Source organism: Bradyrhizobium sp. 27S5 (genome assembly GCF_037217225.1).
GTDB classification, from domain to species: Bacteria; Pseudomonadota; Alphaproteobacteria; order Rhizobiales; family Xanthobacteraceae; genus Bradyrhizobium; species Bradyrhizobium septentrionale.
Genome location: NZ_CP147714.1, coordinates 4,172,526 through 4,197,565 on the forward strand (window position 1 = coordinate 4,172,526; position 25,040 = coordinate 4,197,565).

At 63.3% G+C, this 25,040-nt stretch carries 17 protein-coding genes and 1 pseudogene; 12 read left to right on the forward strand and 6 right to left on the reverse strand.

The features are described from left to right. Nucleotides 1–362: 362 nt before the first annotated feature. The 3 genes and pseudogenes from WDM24_RS19280 to WDM24_RS19295 form a co-directional block, all read right to left on the reverse strand. Nucleotides 363–1,502 (reverse strand): SagB family peptide dehydrogenase, encoded by a 1,140-nt coding sequence (locus tag WDM24_RS19280; RefSeq protein ID WP_338832117.1) that lies wholly within the window; start codon nucleotides 1,500–1,502, stop codon nucleotides 363–365. A gap of 342 nt (nucleotides 1,503–1,844) precedes the next feature. Next, nucleotides 1,845–4,108: pseudogene (locus tag WDM24_RS19290) on the reverse strand (TOMM precursor leader peptide-binding protein). A gap of 183 nt (nucleotides 4,109–4,291) precedes the next feature. Further along, entirely contained in the window at nucleotides 4,292–4,690 is a 399-nt protein-coding gene (locus WDM24_RS19295; protein WP_338832118.1) for a hypothetical protein, read from the reverse strand. 258 nt (nucleotides 4,691–4,948) lie between these two features. On the opposite strand from WDM24_RS19295, the gene WDM24_RS19300 reads away from it, so the two are divergent. After that, nucleotides 4,949–5,839 (forward strand): VOC family protein, encoded by an 891-nt coding sequence (locus WDM24_RS19300; RefSeq protein ID WP_338832119.1) that lies wholly within the window; start codon nucleotides 4,949–4,951, stop codon nucleotides 5,837–5,839. 34 nt (nucleotides 5,840–5,873) lie between these two features. Here WDM24_RS19300 and WDM24_RS19305 read toward each other — a convergent pair whose 3' ends face one another. Beyond that, nucleotides 5,874–7,040 (reverse strand): OpgC domain-containing protein, encoded by a 1,167-nt coding sequence (locus tag WDM24_RS19305; RefSeq protein WP_166295878.1) that lies wholly within the window; start codon nucleotides 7,038–7,040, stop codon nucleotides 5,874–5,876. 243 nt (nucleotides 7,041–7,283) lie between these two features. Between WDM24_RS19305 and WDM24_RS19310 the strand changes: the two genes are divergently transcribed. Continuing rightward, complete coding sequence (locus tag WDM24_RS19310) at nucleotides 7,284–7,589, forward strand: ETC complex I subunit (protein ID WP_029082714.1); 306 nt, start codon at nucleotides 7,284–7,286, stop codon at nucleotides 7,587–7,589. A 26-nt stretch (nucleotides 7,590–7,615) separates the two neighbouring features. Here the strand turns inward: WDM24_RS19310 and WDM24_RS19315 are convergent, their stop codons facing one another. Together WDM24_RS19315 and WDM24_RS19320 are read right to left on the reverse strand one after the other, a co-directional pair. Then, nucleotides 7,616–8,110 carry an Lrp/AsnC family transcriptional regulator gene (locus tag WDM24_RS19315; RefSeq protein WP_338832411.1) on the reverse strand — a complete coding sequence of 165 codons (495 nt, stop codon included), beginning with the start codon at nucleotides 8,108–8,110 and terminating at the stop codon, nucleotides 7,616–7,618. A gap of 2 nt (nucleotides 8,111–8,112) precedes the next feature. Next, nucleotides 8,113–8,766 (reverse strand): TetR/AcrR family transcriptional regulator, encoded by a 654-nt coding sequence (locus tag WDM24_RS19320; RefSeq protein WP_166295875.1) that lies wholly within the window; start codon nucleotides 8,764–8,766, stop codon nucleotides 8,113–8,115. 192 nt (nucleotides 8,767–8,958) lie between these two features. On the opposite strand from WDM24_RS19320, the gene WDM24_RS19325 reads away from it, so the two are divergent. From WDM24_RS19325 to WDM24_RS19370, 10 genes are all read left to right on the forward strand, one after another. Next, nucleotides 8,959–10,131: an isovaleryl-CoA dehydrogenase gene (locus WDM24_RS19325; RefSeq protein ID WP_166205202.1), complete on the forward strand. Its 1,173-nt coding sequence runs from the start codon at nucleotides 8,959–8,961 to the stop codon at nucleotides 10,129–10,131. A gap of 84 nt (nucleotides 10,132–10,215) precedes the next feature. Next, the gene (locus WDM24_RS19330; RefSeq protein ID WP_166295872.1) at nucleotides 10,216–11,820 is read left to right on the forward strand and encodes a carboxyl transferase domain-containing protein; all 1,605 of its coding nucleotides are present in this window, start codon (nucleotides 10,216–10,218) and stop codon (nucleotides 11,818–11,820) included. A 14-nt stretch (nucleotides 11,821–11,834) separates the two neighbouring features. Further along, nucleotides 11,835–13,844 (forward strand): acetyl/propionyl/methylcrotonyl-CoA carboxylase subunit alpha, encoded by a 2,010-nt coding sequence (locus WDM24_RS19335; RefSeq protein ID WP_338832120.1) that lies wholly within the window; start codon nucleotides 11,835–11,837, stop codon nucleotides 13,842–13,844. Further along, complete coding sequence (locus tag WDM24_RS19340; protein WP_338832121.1) at nucleotides 13,841–14,755, forward strand: hydroxymethylglutaryl-CoA lyase; 915 nt, start codon at nucleotides 13,841–13,843, stop codon at nucleotides 14,753–14,755. The genes WDM24_RS19335 and WDM24_RS19340 overlap by 4 nt, the downstream gene beginning before the upstream one ends. A 665-nt stretch (nucleotides 14,756–15,420) precedes the next feature. After that, a complete protein-coding gene (locus WDM24_RS19345; protein WP_338832412.1) occupies nucleotides 15,421–16,347 on the forward strand; it encodes a formylglycine-generating enzyme family protein in 927 nt (308 codons plus the stop codon). A 127-nt stretch (nucleotides 16,348–16,474) separates the two neighbouring features. Continuing rightward, nucleotides 16,475–18,151, forward strand: coding sequence for an arylsulfatase (locus tag WDM24_RS19350; RefSeq protein ID WP_414645760.1), 1,677 nt, complete (start codon nucleotides 16,475–16,477; stop codon nucleotides 18,149–18,151). A 186-nt stretch (nucleotides 18,152–18,337) separates the two neighbouring features. After that, entirely contained in the window at nucleotides 18,338–19,363 is a 1,026-nt protein-coding gene (locus WDM24_RS19355; protein WP_414645761.1) for an HAD family hydrolase, read from the forward strand. 451 nt (nucleotides 19,364–19,814) lie between these two features. Further along, nucleotides 19,815–21,314 carry an arylsulfatase gene (locus WDM24_RS19360; RefSeq protein ID WP_338832122.1) on the forward strand — a complete coding sequence of 500 codons (1,500 nt, stop codon included), beginning with the start codon at nucleotides 19,815–19,817 and terminating at the stop codon, nucleotides 21,312–21,314. Nucleotides 21,315–22,455: 1,141 nt separating this feature from the next. Beyond that, a complete protein-coding gene (gene ilvD / locus WDM24_RS19365) occupies nucleotides 22,456–24,180 on the forward strand; it encodes a dihydroxy-acid dehydratase (protein WP_338700843.1) in 1,725 nt (574 codons plus the stop codon). Further along, nucleotides 24,167–25,003, forward strand: coding sequence for a tetratricopeptide repeat protein (locus WDM24_RS19370; RefSeq protein ID WP_166205194.1), 837 nt, complete (start codon nucleotides 24,167–24,169; stop codon nucleotides 25,001–25,003). Before ilvD ends, WDM24_RS19370 begins: the two co-directional genes overlap by 14 nt. Nucleotides 25,004–25,040 lie beyond the last annotated feature (37 nt).

A 25,040-nucleotide genomic window follows, 5' to 3' on the forward strand; every position in this document is an offset into this window, starting at 1 on the left:
AACGGTTACCCGACCCGGGTTGCGCGAATGTCCGCTGTTGGCCCTTATCGGACATGCCGCACTGGCTATCGAAAGTCCGGTGTCGGGGGTGAAGCGGACTTCACGGTTGTGCGTTCCGACTTCCGAGTGTGACCCCTTGGCGGACATTCACCCAAGCATCGTCGATGTCTGCTTTTGAGGGCAACGGGCACCTCGCCAGTCCAGCACGCGCGTACCGGATTTATGAGTACACGCCTTAGAGCGTTTTCGAGCGAAGTGGCAACCGGTTCGCGTGAAGAAACGCGTCAAAACAAGAATCCAGACTCCCGTTCCGATTGATCGGAACGAAAAAGGCTCTGGCTTGTTGCAGCGCTGATCGAGGACTATCCCGCAGGGGGCGATTCCATACCGCGCCCCAGGGCGAACTGGCCGACCGGTCCCTCGACGTGAAAGTCGAGGCCGGTCATCTTCGCGAACAGATCGATATTGGCGGTGCCGATCGCGCAGCCGCCGAGGCCCAGATTCGTCGCCACCAGATACAGCGTCTGGGTCAGGACGCCGACATCCTTCAGGATCAGCGCATAGGCGATGGCGCTGTACTTCCAGGAGATCCGGCCGAAGCGCGCGGCGATCGTGATCAGGATCTGCGGCGGAGACGGCGCGTCCATGGCAAATCCCGCGCTTTGCATCATGGCCTCGACATGCTGCGGGCGGACGTCGATGGCTGCCAGCGCGTGCGCATCGGCGTCGTAGTGATAGAAACCCGGCGTGAGGCCATCGCAATTCGCGACGGCCAGATAGAGCTCGAGCTCGTAGGCGCTGCCTGCTGCGGGGTACGGCCTGCTGGTGTATTCGATGTCGGGACCGTCGTCGACAAACTCAAGCGGGCTGCTCCATTTCGCCCGGACCCGCGCGACGCTGTTCAGGAACGTCGAAAGTTCAGCCAGCGTGATCGGCTTCTGATCGTCGAACTCGCGCGTCGAATGCCTGTCATGCAGCAGTTGGTCGAGTGGCGATGCGATCCGGTCGGAGTCCGGCAGCTTGATGGTTTTGCCGGGCCAGGCAGGCCGGATCGCGGGGAGCGGCGCAATCAGGCCGGTGTGCGGATAAAGGCCACCCAGCGGACTGGCCTGTCGACCCTCCGTGCTGCGGGCATGGAACAGCAGATCGTGAAAATCCCAGAGCACGAGGCTGTCATCGCCCTCCGCCTGCCGCAGCGTATCGGGTTTTGCCGCGTCGACCTTGATCAGGATTTGGCAGTCCAGCAGCAGGGAGAGCAGTGCAGGGCCCGGATAGCCATCCAGGCGCCGGATGCGGCTGATTTTCTGCGGCGTGGCAAGGATAGTCAGCAGGGCCGCAATCCGCTCATCGCAGATGCGCAACAGCGCGCCGGCCCGTGGCGATTCCAGAACCATCTCGGTGCCGCGCCGTCGCAGATAGGCGAAGCGTGACAGCACGACGGTTGCCGCATCGTCGAGCTTCGGCGTGCGCGGCCAGTAATCAGGGGTCTGCGGCTCGACCACAACGAGATCACTGGCGTCGGCTGCACGCGCCAGGCGATATTCCAGCAGGCCGCGGCGTGCCAATTGCCGCATCAGCCGCTCGACCTCTCGCGTGACCGCATCGCCGCTCTCGGAGGAAGGCAGCGGCAGGCCTGCGCCCAGCTTCCGGGCGCGTTCCGCTGCGGCCGTGCTGAATGTCCCCAAAGGCTCCGAATAGCCTTCGACGTGAGCCGCTATGCTCCCGTCAGGTTGCGCTTCGAGCGCGACAGCCGGGTTGAGCCGAACGAACAGAGCCGGCGGCGCGGCGCGTGGTGATTTCTTCTTCTCGTGGGTTTTCCTGGACGCGCGCACGCCGGCATCACCTCAGGTGTGCGGGAGGAATGGCGTCAGCCCGCTTTCCAGCGATGGTCGATCGCGCAATCCGAGGTTGACGGGCACATCATAGAGCCGTCCCGGCGCGAAGCGGCGATAGAAATGGCGCATCCCGGGAACGATGACCCGGACCACCGGAACCTCGACATCGGGCCGTGTCTGGTCGAGAACGAGGAAGTCGAGACCTGCGCGCGCCGCGATGTCGACGCAGGCATCGACTTGTGCACGGGTGTTGTCGAGCGGCACGTCTGCCGCGGCAGCCGGCGGGATCACGGGATTGCGCTTGGAATCAGGAACGGATGTTCGTCGAGCCGCAGCGGATTGACGCCATCGAGGCTCGGCTTCTCGCCGCTGCCGCCGCCCATCAGGCCGATCGAGAGGAACTGATTCAACTCGGTCAACGACCGCAGCAATGCGATGCGCGGATCGAAGTGCGCGCCCGAACCGAACTCGATGTTCTCCTGACCGTTCTGCATCCAGTGCACGATCGCGACATAGGTCGGGACGCGGAGATCGCTGGTGATATCCAGCACCCAGAGCCGGCGGCCCGATTCCTCGAGTTGGGTCTTCAGATCACGGACGTAGGAATCGTCGAACTGGTTCAGATCGACCGCGGCGCGTTGCGACCGGTTGTACCACCAGATCGCGTAGGCATCGCGCTCCATCAGTTCGAGGAAGCCCTGCACGATGGCTTCCTCGCGAGTATTGCCGGCCGCGCAGCCGTTGGAATCGGCAGCGAAGGGGGCGGGACCCTCGTAGAAGAAATACAGCAGGCTGGTTGGAATGTGCCTGAACCGCTTGTCGCGCAACGACCAGACCGGCGTCCATTCGATCCGGGCTGTGGGATCAAACGGCTCCGGGGCCGGTTGGGTGTGGTGCGAGTCGTGGTGGTTCGGCTCAGCCCTGCCGCGGTACTGTTCGTCGCTGAACAGCAGGATGTCGTTGGGGCGGATGGCATCGCCCGACGGAAAGTCGGTGAAGCGCTTGCGCGCCCGGATCTCGTCGCCCTGGAAAATTCCCGAATACCGCTCGATTGCTTCCATCAGCGCGCTGGCTTCGCCTTGCTCGGCCGTGCTGCCCTTGCCGAAACTGCCGCCGCTCAGCCCTGCGCGAAGCTGGTCCACATTCTGCGCCGGTGCGGAGAAATTATGCTGCGCGTAGAAATTGGTGTTCATCGGCAGGTCGACCTCGATCCGCTCCAGCCGTGTCACCACGCCGGTGAGGGGGCTGACATGCTTCCTGAAGCGCGCCACCGTGGCGCCTGACGTCACCGTACGATAGCCGCCGCTGGTCATGACAAGCTTGGCGCCGGGCCCCAATTCAATCGGCTCCGGTGCGCGTCGCGGGTTCTGCAATTTCTTGCTTCCGCAGGTCGGACATTGCGGGCGGGCTGCCACGTAGTGCCTGGCGATGGTCGAGCCCAAGAGGTCGAGACTGACGATGTGATTGCGCAGATCGGTGCGGAAGCCGCTGGCGATCGCCTTGGCGATTTCAACGGCAGCCAGCTGAATGGCGCTCTGCCCAACCGGGTGCTGCGCGAGTGGAGAAACCGCGACCGGCCGCGCCGCGCCGCGATCAAGGAAGCCCTTGACCTCGCGGTTGCGGATCATCCGATCGAACAGGCAGGTCCAGCACGCGGTCTCGCCCGGATTGAACACAGGGCCGACCAGGGGAAATACGCCTGACGGCTGCACCAGCAGCCAGGGTGATCCGTCGGATACGCGCTGCAGGTTGCGCTCGGCAAGCCGCCGGTCGAGATAGTCGTTCACCAGTGTGACCGTGAGGTCGGCCGATGTCTTGACGACGCGGACGCCGAGCTCCTGCAGCGCCTTGCTCAATTCGGCGGCGCCCTTGACGTCGATCGTCTCAAGTCGCACGCGGCAGTTGTGAAGGTTTTGTTCGGCGGCCGTGTCGGGAAGGCCAAGGCTCGCCCAAAGCCCGGCAACCGTGTTGGCGTGAGCTGGTACGTGACCTGACGGCTTCGAGATCACATAGCGGCGGTCGAGCAGTCGCTTGATGGCTTCATTGATCGCCTCAGGCGGAAATTTTCGCGCGAGCTCGTCGGCGAGCTTGGCGGCGCTGCATCCCTTGGTGCCGATAGCGGATGCAAGTGCACAATAGAGCTCGCCGTGAAGAAAGAACTTTCGGTCTTCGGAATAGAGGCAGACGACCTCCGGAGGCAGCACATAGGCCGTGAAATTCGGTGCGAACTGCAGAACGTCCTTGTTGGCGCGCTGGCTGGATTTTCCTGGCAAAGAATCGTTCCTGTGCAGCTTGTGGGGCGATTGTGGAATCGGGCGAGGCGCCGGCCTCGACAGCTCCGCTCCGTTGGGCGAAGCGAGCCGCGCAACGATACGGGGACAACATAATTTGGCCGGGTCGACGTGTGTCGGACCCGGCCATAACGATCGATAGATGTCAACGTGACGCTGTCTCGATCAGCAGAGGCGGCAGGCGCCCCACGACAGACAGCAGCCACCGCCGCAACCACCACAGCCACCGCAGCGGCAGCCACGGCAAGCGCGACAGCCACGGCAACCTCGGCAGCCGCCGCATCCGCGCCACGCCACCTGGACGCCGGCGCCGGCGGTCTCCTTGTCGAACAGATGGAATGTCGCCAAGCTGACGTCGGCGATTTCTTCTTCGCCGAGTGTGATGGCTTGCGTCGGGGTGTACTTCTGGATCTGCGGCGCGTCTGCTGCCGGCACGGCGGCCGCCGACGCACTGCCCACCAGTGAGATCGTCAATCCGGCTGCACCCAGAGCGGGCACAGCGGCCTTGGTCACACGCTTGCTGGTCACGCGCTTGCTCTTGGGGGCTTGCTTCACTCGTGGCATACTCGCATCCTCCATTCCTGACGTGGAATTCAACTCTCGCGCAGTTGTACAATCCGTCGCAGCTGCATGCAAGACGCGCTACGCACACACACTCGCGAGGTGCTAGCGTGTATCAAGTGTTGTCGTTCATCTTCGTTCCCAGGTTCATCTTGATGAACACGATTATTGGCCGGCGCTCTCGCCCAGCCGCAATCGTTAACACTTCGAGAATCTCCATGCTGCATTGCGATCACGCCGCCGCCGAAGCGAGGAATAGGCATGCCGGATGATGGCGCGAGCTTCGCCTGGTACGAGCTGCTGACCACGGACGTGGATGGCGCGACTGCCTTTTACGGCAGCGTCCTCGGCTGGACGACAAAGGATGCGTCCACGCCCGCGCTTTCTTACAGATTGTTCATGTCGGGCGAATTTGCCCGCAGCGGCCTGATGGAATTGCCGGAGGAGGGAAGGCGCCAGGGCGCGACCCCGCGCTGGATCGGCTATGTCGGTGTCGACGACGTCGACCTCGCCGTCCGCCGCATGCAGGAACGCGGCGGCGCCGTTTACGTGCCGCCGACCGGCACCAATATCGGCCGCGTCTCGATCGTCGCCGATCCGCAGCGGGCGACATTCGGATTGCTGAGCGGATCAAGCATCGCGCGTCCCGCGGCCGAAGGCCTCGATGCCCTTGGCCGCGTCGGCTGGCACGAGCTGTTGGCGGCCGACTGGCGCAAGGCCTTTGGTTTCTACAGCGAGGTTTTCGGCTGGCGGCAGGCGGACGGCGGCAACGCCCCCGCCGAGACCTATCAATTGTTCTCGGCCGGTGGGCAGACCATTGGCGGTATCTTCAACAAGCGTCCGCTCGAGCCGATCGCGTTCTGGCTTTACTATTTCAACGTCGACGACGTCGACGCCGCCATCGTGCGGGTCAAGGCCGGTGGCGGACGCGTCTATGAAGGGCCGCTGGAGCTGCCGAACGGGAGCTGGATCGTCCGCTGCCTTGATCCGCAGGGCGCCACGTTTGCCCTGGAGGGAGCGCGCAGCCCCGACGGCATCGCGAAGGCGCCGGCGGCCGAATATCGCTGGACCACCACCTGGGATGAGTTCAGCTCGAAGGGCAGGTGGCGCAGCGGCCAACCGGGCGGCAAAGGGCGGCCGCCCGGAAAATGAGGCGGATCGTCAGCCCGCCGCCTTAGCCTGCGCCTTAGCCCGCCTTGGCGGCCGGTGCGGCGGGTTTCGGCGCCGGCGGCTTGACCGGCTTGTCCTGCCGCTTCGACCACGAGATGTAATAGGCCACGATCGTCATGATCGCGATGCCGGAGATGCTGACGAAGATCTGCGCGAGCAGCGAGCCCGAGCTCATCGAGAGCTCGAAATGTCCGACAAAGGACAGGAACACGCCGACGCAGAACACCGCGAGCGACTGCTGGCCGCAGACGATCAGGGGATCGAACACCTTCCACTCCAGCGCTGCCCAGTCCTTCGGGATGAAGCGGATCACCAGCACCGTGATCACCACGAAATGCAGGAAGCGATAGGGCGCGAGGTTGGTCTTGTCGTTCGGGTTGAAGGTCGCATAGAGCCAATGCGGGAACATCGCGCCGAAGTCCGGGAAGCGGCCGGCCATCGTCATGACGAGCGCGAAGATCATGTAGGCGATGCAGAACCACAGCGTATAGGGCGAGTTGATGATGTGCATGTTCTGCCGTGCGCCACCCATCGCGCACCACGAGCCGAACACGAACAGCACCTGCCAGGCGAACGGATTGAAGTACCAGGTCCCGGCCGGGTAGGCCGGCAGGTTCCAGCCCATCTGGCGCGATACCAGCCACAGGATGATCGAGGCCGCCATGGTCCAGTTCGGCTGCCGCAGCATGAACCACAGCACCGGCGGGAACAGGCCCATCAGCACGATATAGAGCGGCAGCACGTCGAGATTGACCGGCTTGAATTTCAGGAACAGACCCTGCCGCAGCGTCTCGGTGGCGTTGTCGACGAGACCCGCGACGTTGAACTCGTTGATGATCTCGGAATCGCCGAAGCGCAGCGCCAGATAGCTGATCGAGGCGATGTAGATCACGAACAGGATGATGTGGGCGACATAGAGCTGCCAGACCCGCTTGGTCAGCCTTGTCGCGCCGACGATGAAGCCGCGCTCCAGCATCATGCGGGCATAGACGAAGGATGCGGTATAGCCGGAGATGAAGACGAACAGATCCGCGGCGTCGCTGAAGCCGTAATTCCGCGTCGTGATCCAGTTCACGACATTGTCCGGGATGTGATCCAGATAGATGTACCAGTTCGCGACCCCGCGGAACAGGTCGAGCCGGAGGTCACGTCCTTTTTCGGGCAGGGTGGCGTGGATTTCCATGGGAGCGCCGCTTCCTCGATGTGATGTTGTCGAGAACACCGCGCCGCCGGCCCAAGGGACTCCTAAGGGAAGCCTCCCGGGGCCAGATTGTCACAGCGCGGCAGAATGACTATACCGGTCCGGCGAAGGCTACCTCCGAGATCGAGGAATCACCGATCAGATCGTTGATTGGTGTCTCTATACTATCCCGGCGGTCTCCTTCAAATCGCTTCCATGTCGCACATCCCACGGGGCCGACCATCCATGACCGCACGCATTTTTAAGCCCGCCAAAAACGCGATGCAATCGGGACGCGCCAAGACCAAAGAGTGGCAACTGGATTTCGAGCCGGAGCAGCCGCGCACCGTGGAGCCGTTGATGGGCTGGACCTCGTCCACCGACATGAAGCAGCAGCTCACGCTGCATTTCGAGACCAAGGAGGAGGCGACAGCCTATTGCGAGCGCAAGGGCATCGCCTACCAGGTGATCGAGCCGAAGGATTCGGCGCACCGCCAGATTGCCTATGCCGACAATTTTGCGTTCCGCCGCTGGGAGCCTTGGACGCACTAGGTTGGACGCACTGAGGTCCCGACCGATCAGGTCGCCGTAGGAGCGGCGAGGACGCCCGGGAGCGGCAGTGGCGCGTCTTTGGAGACGCCGAGCACCGGAAAGCTTCTAATTTTACGCACGTTCGGCAGGCCGGCAAATTGCAGCAGCTGCTGGCGCATGTCGTCGACGCTGGGGGCGACGCATCTCAGCACAAAATCGGCGTCGCCCGAGATCCGCCAGCATTGCAGGAAGCGCGGCACGGCCGCCACCGCGGCCTCGAACGCCTCGATCGCAGTCAGGGTCTGGCTGTCGAGCTGGATCAGGACGAAGGTCGTCACCTCATAGCCGAGCAGCCGTTCGTCGAGCGTGGCGCGGATCGCCTGGACCACGCCGCGGGTGCGCAGGGCGCGGACCCGGCGCAGGCAGGGCGGGGCGGTGATGCCGACCCGCTCGGCCAGTTCGTTGATCCTGATCCGGCCGTCCCGCTGCAACTCGGACAGGATCCGCAAATCGATGTCATCGAGCTGTGGGCGTTCTGTCACAGTCACGAACCCGCCACCGCGGTCCGCGGGCTCTTGCTGCCGGCACGGAGCTGGGCGATCGCGACCTGCGGTGCGACGCCCGACAGCACCAGCTTCTCATGCGCTGCGATGATGGCGTCCCGGGTCAGGCGGCCGCCGGGGCGGTACCAGGTGCAGAGCCCGGTCAGCATCGCGATGATCGCGAAGGTCCCGACCTGGATGTCGACCACCTCGAACACACCCTCGGCCACGCCGTCGGCGAGGATCTGCGCCAGCCGCTGCTCATAGGCGCCGCGCAGCGCCACCACCGCGTCATAGTTCTTCGGCTCGAGGCTGCGCAGCTCGGAATTGGCGATGAACACCTCGCGCTTGCGGGTCATGTGGTAGCTGACATGGAAGGCCACGAAGGCGCGCAGCTTCTCGACCGGATCGGCCTTGCCCTCCAGCGCCAGATCGAGCTCGCGCAGCAAATCATTGATATGATCCTGCACCAGATCGAACAGCAGCTCCTGCTTGGTTGAGATATGATTGTAGAGAGAGCCGGCCTGGATGCCGACCTCGGCGGCGAGCTGGCGCAGGCTCATTGCCTCGTAGCCGCGCTCGAAGATCAGGCGCACGCCGGCCTTGCGGATCGCCTCCAGCGTCGTGGGGCCATGTGAGCCGATCGTGCGTGCCATCGCGGGCCTCGGATGGGTGTTGGCTTGCTGGAAGCGGAGGAAACAAGCGAACGACCGTATGTTTATTGCATGAAATCCCAGCAGATTCAATGCGCTGCCGATTTCATGCGCAAACCATAGCACGGTTGCTTGCGAAGCCAAGAAAAAAACGTATGATCGTTTAATTGCAAGATGAATCTCACGGGAGGGATCATGGCCTCAAACCGGGCGGCAGTGTTCAATTTCGACCTTGGCGAGACCGCGGATGCGATCCGCGAGACGGTGCACGATTTCTCCAGCAACGAGATCGCGCCGCGCGCCGCCGAGATCGATCGCTCCAACAGCTTTCCGCGCGACCTCTGGCCCAAGATCGGCGCGCTCGGCCTGCACGGCATCACGGTCGAGGAGGAGTATGGCGGCAGTGGCCTCGGCTATCTCGAGCACTGCATCGCGGTGGAGGAGATCTCGCGGGCATCCGCCTCGATCGGACTGGCCTACGGCGCGCATTCCAATCTCTGCGTCAACCAAATCCGCCGCAACGGCAACGAGGCGCAGAAGCGCAAATACCTGCCGAAGCTGATCTCGGGCGAGCATGTCGGGTCGCTGGCGATGTCGGAGCCCGGCGCCGGCTCCGACGTGGTCTCGATGAAGACCCGCGCCGAGAAGAAGGGCGACCGCTTCGTGCTCAACGGCAACAAGATGTGGATCACCAACGGTCCGCACGCCGAGACGCTGGTGGTCTATGCCAAGACCGATGCGAGCGCTGGCCCGCGCGGCATCACCGCCTTCATCATCGAAAAGGGCATGAAGGGGTTTTCCACCGCGCAGAAGCTCGACAAGCTCGGCATGCGCGGCTCCGACACCTGCGAGCTGGTGTTTGAGGACTGCGAGGTGCCGGAGGAGAACGTGCTGAGCGAGGTCGGCCGCGGCGTCAACGTCCTGATGTCAGGCCTCGACTATGAGCGCGCGGTGCTGGCGGCCGGTCCGATCGGCATCATGCAGGCCTGCATGGACGTGGTGCTGCCCTACGTCCACGAGCGCCAGCAGTTCGGCGAGCCGATCGGCTCGTTCCAGCTGGTGCAGGGCAAGATCGCCGACATGTACACCACGATGAACGCTTCGCGCGCCTATGTGTACGCTGTTGCCAAGGCATGCGACCGCGGCGAGACCACGCGCGAGGATGCCGCCGGCGCCATCCTTTACGCCGCGGAGAAGGCCACTCAATGCGCGCTGGATGCGATCCAGCTGCTCGGCGGCAACGGCTACATCAATGAATATCCCACCGGCCGGCTGCTGCGTGACGCCAAGCTCTACGAGATCGGCGCCGGCACCAGCGAGATCCGCCGCATGCTGATCGGCCGCGAGTTGTACGCCAAGACGGCCTGAGCTTCGCACCTGCTGCCGCGCTCCCGGCGCGGCGGCCTGCCTTCAAAAAATCCCGACGGCTCCTCCAACGAACGTGCAACACAGATGCCGCTTCATTCGACGATCGATCCCGCATCTTCTGAATTCGCCCGCAACGCCGATGTGATGCGCAGCCTGGTCGCGGAGCTGCGCGACAAGCTCGGCAAGGTGGCCCACGGCGGCGGCGAGACCTCGCGCAAGCGCCACACCTCGCGCGGCAAGATGCTGGCGCGCGATCGCGTCGATCTCCTGGTCGATCCCGGCACCGCGTTCCTCGAGCTGTCGCCGCTCGCCGCCAACGGGCTGTACGGCGGTGACGTGCATTCGGCGAGCGTCATCACCGGCGTCGGGCGCATCTCCGGGCGCGAATGCATCATCGTCGCCAACGACGCCACCATCAAGGGCGGCACCTATTACCCGATGACGGTGAAGAAGCATCTGCGCGCCCAGGACATCGCGCGGCAGAACAATCTGCCCTGCGTCTACATGGTGGATTCCGGCGGCGCCTTCCTGCCGCTGCAGGACGAGATATTTCCCGATGAGCGGCATTTCGGCCGCATCTTCTACAACCAGGCGCAGATGTCGTCGCAGGGCATCCCGCAGATCGCGATCGTGATGGGCTCCTGCACCGCCGGTGGCGCCTATGTGCCGGCGATGTCGGACGAGAGCATCATCGTGCGCAACCAGGGCACGATCTTTCTCGGCGGTCCGCCGCTGGTGAAGGCTGCGACCGGCGAGGTCGTCACCGCGGAAGAGCTCGGCGGCGCCGATGTCCATTCGCGACAGTCGGGGGTTACAGATCATTACGCGCAGAACGACGCCCACGCGATCGGCATCGCGCGCCGCATCGTCGGCACGCTGAAGCAGCCGGCGAAGGCGCCGCTCAATATGCGCACCGTCCAGGAGCCGCTGTTTCCGGCCGAGGAGATCTACGGCGTCGTCTCCGCCGACGGCCGCAAGCCGTTCGACGTGCACGACATCATCGCGCGGATCGTCGACGGCTCCGAATTCGACGAATTCAAGAAGCTGTACGGCACCACGCTGATCTGCGGCTTCGCCCATATCTGGGGCTATCCGGTCGGCATCATCGCCAACAACGGCATCCTGTTCAGCGAGAGCTCGCTGAAGGGCGCGCATTTCATCGAGCTGTGCTGCCAGCGCGGCATTCCCCTGGTGTTTTTGCAGAACATCACCGGCTTCATGGTCGGCAAGAAGTACGAGGCCGGCGGCATCGCGCGCGACGGCGCCAAGCTGGTGACCGCGGTTGCGACCGCCGGCGTGCCGAAATTCACCGTCGTGATCGGCGGCTCCTACGGCGCCGGCAATTACGGCATGTGCGGCCGCGCCTACAGCCCGCGCTTCCTCTGGCTGTGGCCGAACGCCCGCATCTCGGTGATGGGCGGCGAGCAGGCCTCGATGGTGCTCAGCCAGGTGCGCCGCGACAATATCGAGGCCAAGGGCGAGAGCTGGTCGGCGGAGGAGGAGGACAAGTTCCGCGCGCCGATCCGCGCCCAGTATGAAAGCCAGGGCAATCCCTATTACGCCACCGCGCGGCTGTGGGACGACGGCGTGATCGATCCGGCCGATACGCGCCTCGTGCTCGGGCTCGGATTGTCGGCCGCCGCCAATGCGCCGATCGAGCCGACGAAGTTCGGCCTGTTCAGGATGTGACCCAGGAACTGACCATGGACCGCTCAAAACTCTACCGGCGTTTCCGTACGCTTCTGATCGCCAACCGCGGCGAGATCGCCTGCCGCGTCATCCGCTCGGCGCGTGCGATGGGGCTGCGCACCGTTGCGGTCTATTCCGAGGCCGACCGCGACGCGATGCATGTCGCACTCGCCGACGAGGCCGTGCTGCTCGGGCCCGCGCGGGCGCGCGACAGCTATCTCAACATCGAACGCGTGATCGCGGCGGCCAAGCAGACCGGCGCCGAGGCCGTGCATCCCGGCTACGGCTTCCTGTCTGAGAATGCCGAGTTCGCGCAGGCCTGCCTCGAGGCAGGTTTGGTGTTCGTCGGCCCAACCGCCGCGATGATGACGGCGATGGGCTCGAAGTCCGGCTCGAAGGCGCTGATGGAGAAAGCCGGCGTGCCGCTGGTGCCGGGCTATCACGGCGAGGCCCAGGACGAGGCGACCCTGGCGGAGGCTGCCAACCGGATCGGCTTCCCGCTGCTGGTCAAGGCCTCGGCCGGCGGCGGCGGCCGCGGCATGCGCGTGGTCAATTCGGCGGGCGAGCTGTCGGCCGCGATCACGAGCGCCAAGCGCGAAGCCAAGGCGGCGTTCGGCGACGACCGCATGCTGATCGAGAAATACGTGCAGAACCCGCGCCACATCGAGGTGCAGATCATCGGCGACAGCCATGGCAATCTGCTCTCGCTGTGGGAGCGCGAATGCACGCTGCAACGCCGCCACCAGAAGGTGATCGAGGAGGCGCCGTCGCCGACCCTGAACGCCGCGCAGCGCGACACGGTCTGCGAGGCCGCGCGAAAAGCGGCCGGCGCGGTCAATTATGTCGGCGCCGGCACCATCGAGTTCGTCTCCGACGGCAAGGACGTGTTCTTCATCGAGATGAACACCCGCCTGCAGGTCGAGCATCCCGTCACCGAGCTGATCACCGGCGTGGATCTGGTCGAGTGGCAGCTACGCGTCGCCTTCGGCGAGGCGCTGCCGCTCAAGCAGGACCAGATCACGCTGAACGGGCACGCCATCGAGGCCCGGGTCTACGCGGAAAATCCGCAGAAGAATTTCATGCCCTCGGTCGGCCGCATCAAGACCTGGCGGACGCCGCCGGAAGGCGACGGCCTGCGCATCGATGCCGGTTATCGCAGCGGCGACAATGTCTCGCCCTATTACGACGCAATGCTCGCCAAGGTGATCGCCTGGGCGCCGACGCGCGAGGGCGCGATCGAGAAGCTCAATCGCGGGCTGCAACAGACCGATGTCCGCGGCATCGTCACCAACATCCCGTTCCTGTCGGCGCTGGTGACACATAAGGACACGCGCGCCAATGCGATCGATACCGGCTTCATCGAGCGCGAGCTGAAGAACCTGACGGCCGGCACCGGCGCGGCTGGTGAGTTCGAGCTCTGTGCGGCGGTGGCTGCGATCGTCAACGCTGAGCAGAAGGCGGCGCGAAGCGAGGCGAACTCGCCGTGGCGGGCGTTCGGCTGGATGCCGGTCGGCCGCCGCCAGCGGGTATTTTCGTTCCGGCAGGGCCATGAGCCGCCGCATATGATTACGCTGCACTATGGCCACGGACCGATGACGCTGTCAGTCGGCGGGCACGAGCTCGGCTTCGCGATCTCGTCATCCGGCGAGGACGGCTTCGACCTGACGCTCAGCGGCCTCAAGTCGCGCGTCACAGCGGTCGTCGAGGGCCACGAGCTTTATTTGCGCACCCGCAACGGCCGCTTCGACCTGCACTGGGTCGATCCGTTCGGCGGCGAGAGCGAGGAGCAGGCCGGCGAGGACAAGATCGTGGCTCCCTTGCCGGGCACCGTGGTCGCGCTGCTGGCCGAGGAGGGCGCGACCTTGGAGAAGGGAGCGCCGATCCTGACCCTGGAAGTGATGAAGATGGAGCAGACCCTGCGTGCGCCCTATGCCGGCGTGCTGAAGAAGCTCAAATGCAAGGTCGGCGACATCGTCGGCGAGGGCGTCGAACTGGCCGAAGTCGAGCCTGCGGCCGCGTCATGAGCGATCAGGTCCATATCGTCGAGATGGGGCCGCGCGACGGCCTGCAGAACGAGAAGACGCCGGTCAGCGTCGAGGCGCGCATCGCCTTCGTCGAGGCGCTGGTGGCGGCAGGGCTTAACACCGTCGAGGTCGGCGCCTTCGTGTCGCCGAAGGCGATCCCGCAGATGGCAGGCTCCGACCAGGTGCTGCGCGGCGTCAACCACCTCAAGGGCGTCGAATTCCACGTGCTGGTGCCGAACGAGAAGGGCTATGACGCCGCGCGCGCGGCCGGCGCGAAGGTGGTCTCGGTGTTCGCCGCGGCCTCCGAAGGCTTTTCGCGCGCCAACATCAACTGCTCGGTCGCGGAGTCGATCGAGCGCTTCAAGCCGGTGCTGGCGCGCGCCAAAGACGATGGCGTCAAGGTGCGCGGCTATATCTCCTGCGTGCTCGGCTGTCCGTTCGACGGCGAGATCAAGCCGAAGGCGGTCGCCGACCTTGCCGTGACCCTGTGGGACCTCGGCTGCTACGAGATCTCGCTCGGCGACACCATCGGCGTCGGCACGCCGCTCAAGGCCAGGGAGATGTTGCGCGCAGTCAGCGCCGAGCTTCCGGTCCGCAATCTCGCGATGCACTTCCACGACACCTACGGCCAGGCGCTGGCCAATCTCTATGCCGGCATGGAGGAAGGCGTCCGCGTCATCGATGCCGCCGCCGGCGGCCTCGGCGGCTGCCCCTATGCCCCCGGCGCCACCGGCAACGTGGCGACCGAGGATGTCGTCTACATGCTCGACGGCATGGGCGTGAAAACCGGCGTCGACATGGACAGGCTGCTGGCCACGACGAACGAGGTGGCAAAATTGCTCGGCCGTCCACCGGTGAGCCGTGTTGCCTCAGCGCTCAACGCGAAGCGGAAACGGCTCAGCGGATCGTAGGATGGGTGGGGCGAAGCGATACCCATCGTGTCTCCGCACATATTGATTGACATGATGCGCTCCGCCCGTCCTACGAACCATTTCCGTCCGGCGGGGGCGTGTCGAATTGACGACGCGCGCGCTTTCGGCCGTACGGACGTGGCCGGTGACTCGTGTCTGGGCATGATCGGCTTGATGGCAACCCATTCATAATCGGCGAGTTCGTAGCGGATGATTCGAGCCCCAGTTTGGGAGTTTGAATCACGGGCGTCTGGCCGAACGCAACGCTCCTGGGCGGTCTTCGTTCGGCGCTTAGGGGCAGAAGCGGACATCAACCAAACGACAATCCCTGCTGAAACCGTCGAAAATGACCTGAGCGGACGCCGCAGCCCCTTTGGCTGCCACATCTTTGCAGTGATCGGAACGAGAGGGAAACTAGGTCGAGACCGCAATCGGCAGAGGGCAGTCGCATTGATCTAGATCAACGTCGCCTTAATCGAGTGAGTGTCATCTGATTTGGGTTCAAGGCGGCTAACCATAGAGATACGGATATTCGACCAAGGTCCCCGCACGAGGGTTTTGCCACGTAGCGTGTAACACGTCGGCCCGGAGGTGACGCCTTGACAGCGAAGCCCAAGCGAACACGCGATATCGCCATTTGCGATGATCCGTCAGATATCGACAAGATGATCTACATACCCGGCGGGACATTCCGCATGGGATCGGACAAGCATTATCCAGAGGAGGCGCCGGCACATCGGGTGACTGTCGACGGCTTCTGGATGGATCGCCATCCTGTCACAAACAAACAGTTCAGAAAGTTCGTCAAGGCGACAGGTCACGTTACTGTGGCCGAGATTGCGCCCGACCCGAGAGACTATCCCGGGATCCTACCGCATATGGTCTATGCGGGCTCACTGATGTTCTTGCCGCCGGGGCGTCCGGTCAGCCTGCGCGACTTCAGCCAGTGGTGGACCTTCGCCAAGGGGGCTGACTGGCGCCATCCCTACGGACCGAATAGCAACATCCATGCGCTCGACCATCATCCCGTCGTGCACGTGGCCTTCAACGACGCGCTTGCCTACGCGCAATGGGTTGGCAAGGATTTGCCGACCGAAGCGGAATGGGAGTTTGCGGCACGCGGCGGGCTCGACGACGCCGAGTATGCGTGGGGCGACGAATTCATGCCGCACGGCCGTCACATGGCCAACACCTGGCAGGGTGATTTTCCGCACCAGAACACCAATGCCGACGGTTTCGAACGTACCTCGCCGGTCACCGCATTCCCGCCGAACGGCTACGGCCTTTACGACATGATCGGCAACGTCTGGGAATGGACAACCGACTGGTATTCCCCCAGGCACGAAGCCGACGCGCCTAAGGCCTGCTGCATCCCGGAGAACCCGCGCGGCGGGCGCGAGGCCGACAGCCATGACCCCCGAACAACCAACGTGAAGATTCCACGGAAGGTCATCAAGGGCGGCTCGCATTTGTGCGCGCCGAATTACTGCCGACGCTACCGGCCGGCGGCGCGACACGCAGAGCCGGTCGATACCTCCACGAGTCATCTTGGCTTTCGATGCATCAGTCGAGGAGCCACTGACCCATCATAAAAAGGAAAGCGACGCCATGTTGGATTCTATATTCAATGACAAGCCGCCTTCTGCCGCAACGCCGCCAAGCAAGGCGTCCGGTTGTCTCAAGCGATCCTGCGCCGCCCTGTTAGGCGCATCGATGTTGATGCCACTGTCCGCACTGGTCAGCGCGCCGGCGGCGGCGCAGCAACCGCCACAGAAACCCAATATCCTATTCATCATGGGTGACGACATCGGCCTCTACCAGCCAAGCATCTACCATCGCGGGTTGATGGTCGGCGAGACGCCCAACATCGATCGCATCGGCAATGAAGGCGCGATATTCACACATTACTACGCAGAGCAGAGCTGCACCGCCGGTCGCAACGCCTTCTTCACCGGCATGCATCCGCTGCGCACGGGCATGATTCCTCCGCAGCTTCCCGGCAGCCCGTCCTATCTGCGGCCCGGGACGCCGGCGCTTGCCAAGTTCCTGCTCGATCTCGGCTACAACACCGGCGAGTTCGGCAAGAACCATCTCGGCGATCATACCGACGCGCTGCCGACCGCGCACGGCTTCCAGGAATTCTGGGGCTACCTGTATCACCTCGACGCGATGCAGGGCGTGAGCTTCCCGGACATCAACAAGACGCCAACCCAGCAGACGGTTGCCCCGCCATGCAAGAACACGCCGATCCCGGGTCTTGCGGAAGTACCGGGCGCAGTTGATCCGAAAACGTCGGTTTGCCTGACGCCGCCGCGGCCCGTGCTGGCGTGCAAGTCCTCTGACGGTACCGCCAAAAACATGACATGCGAGGACCAGGGTCCGCTGACACTGGAGCGATCGAAGGGCGTCGATGAGGAAATCTCGGCCAAGGTCGTTGACTTTCTCGATCGCAACGACCCCAAGAAGACCAACAAGCCGTTCTTCGCCTGGTATAACCCGGCCCGCATGCACATCACGACCGTGCTAAATGACAAATACGCAGGCATGATCGGCGAGGCAGGCGGCAAGGACTGGGGCCTCAACGAGGCCGGCATGAAGCAGTTGGATGACAACATCGGCGTTGTCATGAAGAAGCTCCAGGACATGGGCCAGCTCGACAACACGATCATCGTGTTCACGACCGATAACGGCGCCGAGACCATCACCTTTCCGGACGGCGGCACCACTCCGTTCAAGGGCGGCAAGCTGAGCACCTGGGAAGGCGGCATGCGCGCGCCGGCGCTCATTCGCTGGCCGGGGGTCATCAAGCCCGGCACCATCAAGAACGACATCTTCGCTTCGCTCGACTGGCTACCCACGTTTGTCAATATCGCGGGCGGCGCAAAAGGAGACGCGCTGAAGAAACAGATCGAGGCCGGAAGTTATCCCGGCATCGTCAAGACGACGCTCGATGGCGTCGATCAGGTTGAATATCTTTCGGGGCGTTCGGAAAAGTCGGCGCGCGATACCTTCTTCTATTATTCGGGCAAGGACCCGTCGGCGGTCCGCTACAAGAACTGGAAGATCTACTTCACGATGGTGTCCGACAACCCACAGGGCTTTATTGCCGGAGCGCTTCCCTATCACTGGGCCCAGGTCGTCAATATCAAGCGAGACCCGTTCGAGACCTCGATTGGTTCACAATACAAGACGCTCATGGGTATGGGCGGCACAATCGGCTCCGCTTCTACAGCCTACGTCTACGACTGGAACATGCTGCCCATCGGCCAGGCGCTCTGGCTGAAGGAGCTTGAGAGCTATATTCCGTACCCGCCGCTGCAGGATCCGGCGAGCTACAACCTCGACCAGGTGCTGCAACAGGTCAAGCAGGCCAAAATTGCCGGTCGCAGCGACTAGTCGCTCGATACTAAATTGGCGGGCGTCACTTTCGGCGCTCGCCAATCTACTGCGCTCAGAACCCAACTGCTCACGAAGCTGCATATCGGCAAGCGTGCGACGAACAGCAGCGATACACCAGCCTCGCACTTGCCCTCAATGTTGACCAGTGCGGGCCATCGAATCGGACCGACAATGAAACGGATCATGCGGTTTCCACGCCTTGACCGTCGCGCGCTGCTCTCGTCTCTGGCGATTCTTCCGTTTCTATCTGCCGCTCTGCGTTCCACGTCCGCCGTGGCCCAAACGCAAACCGGTCCTCTGCCATCTTGGAATGAGGGTCCGACGAAAGCTTCGATCGTCGATTTCGTCGAACGGGTCACAGAGAATGGTGGACCCTATTTCGTACCGCCCGATCAACGCATCGCGACCTTCGACAATGACGGGACGCTTTGGATCGAACAGCCGATGTATGTGCAGCTCGCGTTTGCGCTGGATCGCGTGAAGGTTCTTGCGCCAATGCATCCGGAATGGAAGGACAAGCAGCCCTTCGCGGCAGTCCTGAACGGCGACTTGAAGGCGTTCGCAGCTTCCGGCGAAAAAGGCGTAGCCGAGCTGGTAGCGGTGACTCACGCCGGTATGACGACAGCGGAGTTTGAGAAGATCGTCACAGACTGGCTTGCGACCGCGCGTGATGATCGCTTCAAACGCCCCTACACCGAACTCGTTTATCAGCCTATGCTCGAATTGCTCGCTTACCTCCGCGCCAATGGCTTCAAGACCTTCATCGTGTCAGGTGGCGGCGTCGAGTTCATGCGGCCATGGACCGAGACGATTTATGGAGTGCCTCCTGAGCAGGTCGTCGGATCGTCAATCAAGACCCGCTATGAAATGCGCGACAGCACGCCGGTTCTGTTTCGTTTGCCCGAGATCGATTTCATCGACGACAAATCCGGCAAGCCGATCGGGATCAATAGCCACATTGGCCGGCGTCCGATCGCCGCCTTCGGCAACTCCGATGGCGACCTCGAAATGCTGCAATGGGCGACGCTCGGTACCAGCGGCGCGCGGTTCGGCCTGATTGTCCACCATACCGACGCGGAACGCGAATATGCCTACGACCGCCAGTCGCATTTCGGTAAGCTCGACGTAGCGCTCGACGCGGCGGCGGTAAACAGGTGGACCGTGGTCGACATGAAGAAGGACTGGAAAAGGATATTCCCGTTTGAATAGCGGCGGAATCGCGACGTTCGTGGCCGCGCGGATGCGGCGCACAGCCAACCCCAATGCTCGCCATCCGGCGATATTCCAGTCGGCGCATATGATCCCAGCCGATCCCGGTAGGATTTTTAAGGCGGCTTATAGCCTGATCGCAGGGTGTATCGATCCGGTTGTTTTAAAAGGCCAAGCTTCAACATGATTGGCTCAAAGTCCAGCACGCGGGCCGCCTTTGCTTCCGCTTTAGGCGGCATGGCGGACTTGGCCGTGCTGTTGGCTCGACTTGGTCGCGAATGACCCGAAACCGACATCAGAGCGGCAGGCTAACCACGGTGGTTGCCCTAAGGGGCAATACCGCCCCTCACAGGTTTGGGACTAGGTTGGCCAACACCCTAGCGTGCGCGTGGCGGTGAGGCGCGATTTCAGTCCGCGGGTCGCACTGCGGTTTCGCTGCGGGAGGTGGACCATGCTCCAATGTTCGCGACGAATGCTTGGCGCCTTGATGCTGGGATCATGCGTTGCGGCATTGCCGGGCGCGGTGGCGCTGGCCCAGCAGCAAAGGCCCAACATCCTCTTCATCCTTGCGGACAACCTCGGTTACGGCGACCTCGGTGTTTACGGCGGCGGCGAGCTGCGCGGGGCGCCGACACCGCGCATTGATGAACTCGCCGCTGAAGGACTGCGGCTAACACAGTTCCTCGTTGAGCCGGGATGCACGCCCTCCCGAGCCGCCTTTATGACAGGGCGCTATTCCATTCGCTCGGGCTTATCGCTAGTCGCGGTGGAGGGAAGCACTACGGGTTCGCTTCCGGCGACAGAAATCACGATGGCTGAGATGTTGCGCGATGCCGGTTATGCGACGGCGTTGTTCGGTAAATGGCATCTCGGAAGCGCGCCCTCGGCTCAGCCGCAAAACAAGGGTTTCGACGAATACTATGGCATCCCGCCCGGCGTTAGCTGGGACGCGTTCCTCGCAATTCCGCAGGGCCGTCAGACCAAGACGACCGATATCCCGCTGGACAAAGGGCCCCAGATCGTTGAGGCCAAACGGAGCGAAACGCTGAAGGAGGTAAAGCCCTACACCGAGGAGGTACGACGCGAGATCGACTGGGAGCTGGTGGAGCGAGGCATCGACTTCATGAGGCGGCAAAAAGCATTGGGTAAACCATTCTTCCTCTATCTCCCGATATCCCGCACGCACTACCCTAATTTGCCGTCAAAGCGCTTTGAAGGCCAATCGCGCATAGGCCAGTTCGGTGACTCCTTGATGGAGGGAGATGCTATCGTCGGAAGGATGCTCGACGCCTTGAGGGACGTCGGCCTCGACGATAACACGATCGTCGTCTTCGCCTCCGACAACGGTCCGCAAGGCTCGGTGGTGCGCGAGTTCGGCGGCGGCATGCCGGACATGGGATCGCCGGGACCTCATCGCGGCGAGCTGGGTGATGTAAGCGAGGGCTCCATCCGCACTGCTGCGATGATCCGCTGGCCCGGCCACATCAGGCCGCGTTCATCGTACACGATGTTCTCGATCATGGATTTCTTCCCGACATTCGCCCGCCTCGCGGGAGGCAAGGTGCCGAACGACCGCCCAATCGACGGCGTCGACCAGACCGACTTCCTGCTCGGCACGAACGATGGCGGACGGCGGGACACTCTGCTGACCTTCGTTGGTCCCGATCTCGTGGCAGTGCGCTGGAAGCAGTTCCGCGCGTATTTCGCCGACGTTGCGCCGGGCCGCAGCGGGTGGGGCGGCGCGAACCTCTTGGCGGGAGTCGGCGGTAGTGCGGCGCCGATGAACGGCTACCCCAAGATCTTCAATATCGAGTCGGACCCGCGCGAGGAGTACAACATCGGAGCAAAGTACGAGTGGGTGATCGGGCCGGTATTGAAGGCGGTAGAAGAATATAAGGCGAGTCTCGTGAAGCATCCGAACCCACCGGCCGCGAACTTGACGCGGTTCTGAGATTTCCGAACACTTTATTCAAGTCTCTTGGTGGACCAATCGGCCTATTGGAATGTCTGGATGTGGCCCATCGCGTCGTTTAGCTGCGCTGCAGAATTTGGTCGCTATCGGTGCATAGCGGACTTTGACAAGCCGTCCGCCGGCAGATTTATGGGTTCGCGGCCTAACCAAGCCGCGATTGCCGCGCTCTATCGTTTCGTCAACCGCTGCGTTGGGTTGTGCGAAGCGGCGCAAAACAGTCGCCATGTTGCGAACGGACGACCCATTGTAGCGGGCGCCCACCGTTGGGTGACGAGCCACCACGATATCGAATTCGCTCGGATCGCCTGGGTGCGGCCCTGCGGGCCTGCCCGAAATGACGGAACGAGGTGCGACAAAACAACCCGACGGGCAACTCAGCAAAACCTGTCAATCCTCGCGCGTGAAAATATTTCGGTTTATCGGAATGGCAACTCAGTGTATGGTTCGCCCGTCTCACCCGATCGAGGGGCGCTTCGCGATCGTCACGAACGCGGTGTGAGATGCGGTGGACGCGGAGCGTGTGACTGACGAGAGCACGCAATGCGGACGGTGAAGTCGTGTGGTCCTGACGCCCTAGCGGCAGGTGTCTCGTCGCAACATGCGAAGGCGTGATGCGAAGGCGGTGACAAGCAAGCCCAGTCTCGCCGGGGAGAGCACGAAGTAAGCCGTAACCCATCGCGCAGGGAAAGCCGGATTGCTCCGGTTACACCTGTGGTCCTACCCCCGAGCTTACTACCCATTGCTCGGGGCCCATGGGTGCGATCGGCACCCGGCTTTCCCTGCGCCCTCTGCTCAACGAGAGGGCGATGACCAGGCAACAACTCGGACGAGTTTCGTCGCGAGACAGCAATCTCTCGTCTGCTCCGTCAGGCGCGCGTCAGGTTCCCATAAGGATCGATAATACATGGTTGCCCGGGGGCCACGATTGTTGCGCAACTGCCACGGTACTTAACCATTTAACCCTAAACACAGCCGGTCCGTAGTCGCGCCGCTTTTTAGCCACACCCCGACATGAAAGGATGTAGCTGAATTGCCAGCGCTCCGACGGCGGGACTTTTGATGGGTTCCGGCGTTGATGAAGCAAAGAGCGCTGGAAACAGGATCGCGATTGGACGCCAGGATGGACGCCAAGACGAACATCAAGGGCAGGCTGCCGAGCCGTCACGTGACGGAGGGGCCCCAGCGCGCGCCGCATCGTTCCTATCTCTACGCGATGGGACTGACGACAGCCCAGATTCATCAACCCTTTGTCGGCGTTGCTTCATGTTGGAATGAAGCCGCTCCATGCAACATTTCACTGATGCGCCAGGCGCAGGCGGTGAAGAAGGGCGTGGCCTCTGCCGGCGGCACCCCGCGCGAGTTCTGCACCATCACCGTCACCGACGGCATCGCGATGGGCCATGACGGCATGCGCTCGTCGCTGCCGTCGCGCGAATGCATCGCCGATTCGGTCGAGCTGACCGTCCGCGGCCATTCCTATGACGCGCTGGTCGGGCTCGCCGGCTGCGACAAGTCGCTGCCGGGCATGATGATGGCGATGGTCCGGCTCAACGTGCCCTCGATCTTCATCTATGGCGGCTCGATCCTGCCCGGCAACTTCCGCGGGCAGCCGGTGACCGTGCAGGACATGTTCGAGGCGGTCGGCAAGCACTCGGTCGGCGCCATGTCGGACGAGGACCTCGACGAGATCGAGCGGGTGGCGTGCCCGTCGGCCGGCGCCTGCGGCGCCCAGTTCACCGCCAACACCATGGCGACCGTCTCCGAGGCGATTGGCTTGGCGCTGCCGTATTCCGCCGGGGCTCCGGCGCCCTACGAGATCCGCGACGCCTTCTGCTCCGCCGCCGGCGAGAAGGTGATGGAGCTGATCGAGAAAAACATCCGGCCCCGCGACATCGTCACCAGGGAAGCCCTTGAAAATGCTGCAGCTGTGGTTGCAGCCTCAGGTGGTTCGACCAATGCTGCACTGCACCTGCCGGCGATCGCGCATGAGTGCGGCATCAAATTCAATTTGTTCGACGTTGCCGAAATCTTCAAAAAGACTCCTTACGTCGCGGATTTGAAGCCGGGCGGCCGTTATGTTGCCAAAGACATGTTTGAAGTAGGTGGCATTCCGCTGCTGATGAAGACGCTGCTCGACAATGGCCACCTGCACGGGAATTGCCTCACCGTCACTGGCCGAACGATCGCCGAAAACCTCAAAAGCGTGAAATGGAATCCGCACCAGGACGTGGTGCGGCCCGCCGACAATCCGATCACCGTGACAGGTGGTGTTGTCGGGCTGAAGGGTAATCTCGCTCCGGAGGGTGCGATCGTGAAGGTCGCGGGAATGTCCAACCTGAGGTTCACCGGTCCGGCCCGGTGCTTCGACCGCGAGGAAGACGCCTTCGAGGCGGTGCAGAAGCGCACCTACAAGGAAGGCGAGGTTATCGTGATCCGCTACGAGGGGCCGAAGGGCGGTCCCGGCATGCGGGAGATGCTGGCGACCACGGCGGCGCTAACCGGGCAGGGGATGGGCGGCAAGATTGCCCTGATCACCGATGGCCGGTTCTCCGGCGCCACCCGTGGCTTCTGCATCGGACATATTGGACCCGAAGCGGCCGTCGGCGGGCCGATCGGGTTGTTGCAAGACGGTGACATCATCGAGATCGATGCGGTCGCCGGCACCCTTAACGTAAAATTGAGCGACGCCGAACTCGCAAATCGTAAGACCAAATGGGCCCCTCGCGCGACGAACCATACATCTGGTGCGCTGTGGAAGTACGCCGAGCAAGTGGGGCCGGCGGTGGATGGCGCAGTCACCCATCCGGGTGGCGCGTACGAGAAACAGTGTTATGCGGACGTTTAGGCGTACGATAGTTGCGTTGGCGTTAGGGGCCATTCCGATGGCGGGCCCCGGATTCGGATTCGACGGTGCCCCGGTCAATCCCCAGGATACGGTCCTTCCGGTGGTTTCCCCGCAGCCGGGGACGGCCGGCGCGCTGAAGCGGGCCACGACCCCGGTGACCCCGGCGGCGACCTCGCCGACCTCATCCTTCAGCACGCTGCAGTATCAGGCCGAGGGCGGCCACCCCGTGGCGCAGTGGAAGCTCGGCAAGATGTACGCCGAGGGCGATGGCGTCATCCAGGACGACATGCGCGCCTTCGAATATTTCAGCCGGATCGCCAATGCGCATGCCGAGGACTCGCCGTCGGCGCCGCAGGCCTCGATCGTGGCCAACGCCTTCGTGGCGCTCGGCCGCTACTATCTGAACGGCATTCCCAATTCCAAGGTGAAGGCGGACACCGAGCGGGCGCGGGAGATGTTCTCCTATGCCGCATCCTATTTCGGCAATGCCGACGCCCAGTACGACCTTGCCCGGCTGTACCTGAAGACGCCGGACGCCTCGCGGGACGATTTCCGCTATGGCGCGCGCTGGCTCGGGCTCGCCGCCCAGAAGGGCCAGCATCAGGCGCAGGCGCTGCTTGGCGCGATGCTGTTCAACGGCGACCGGTTGCCGCCGCAGCGGGCACGCGGCCTGATGTGGCTGACGCTGGCGCGTGACAGCGCCACGCCGGACGAAGCCTGGATCAAGGAAAGCTACAACCGGGCGATCGCCAAGGCCTCCGAGGACGATCGCGCGATGGCGCTCCAGATGCTCGAGCACTGGGTGCAGGGCCGCCGCGATTAGAGGCCGCCGGGATTGATCTCCCGGCTCGGCCGCCGCG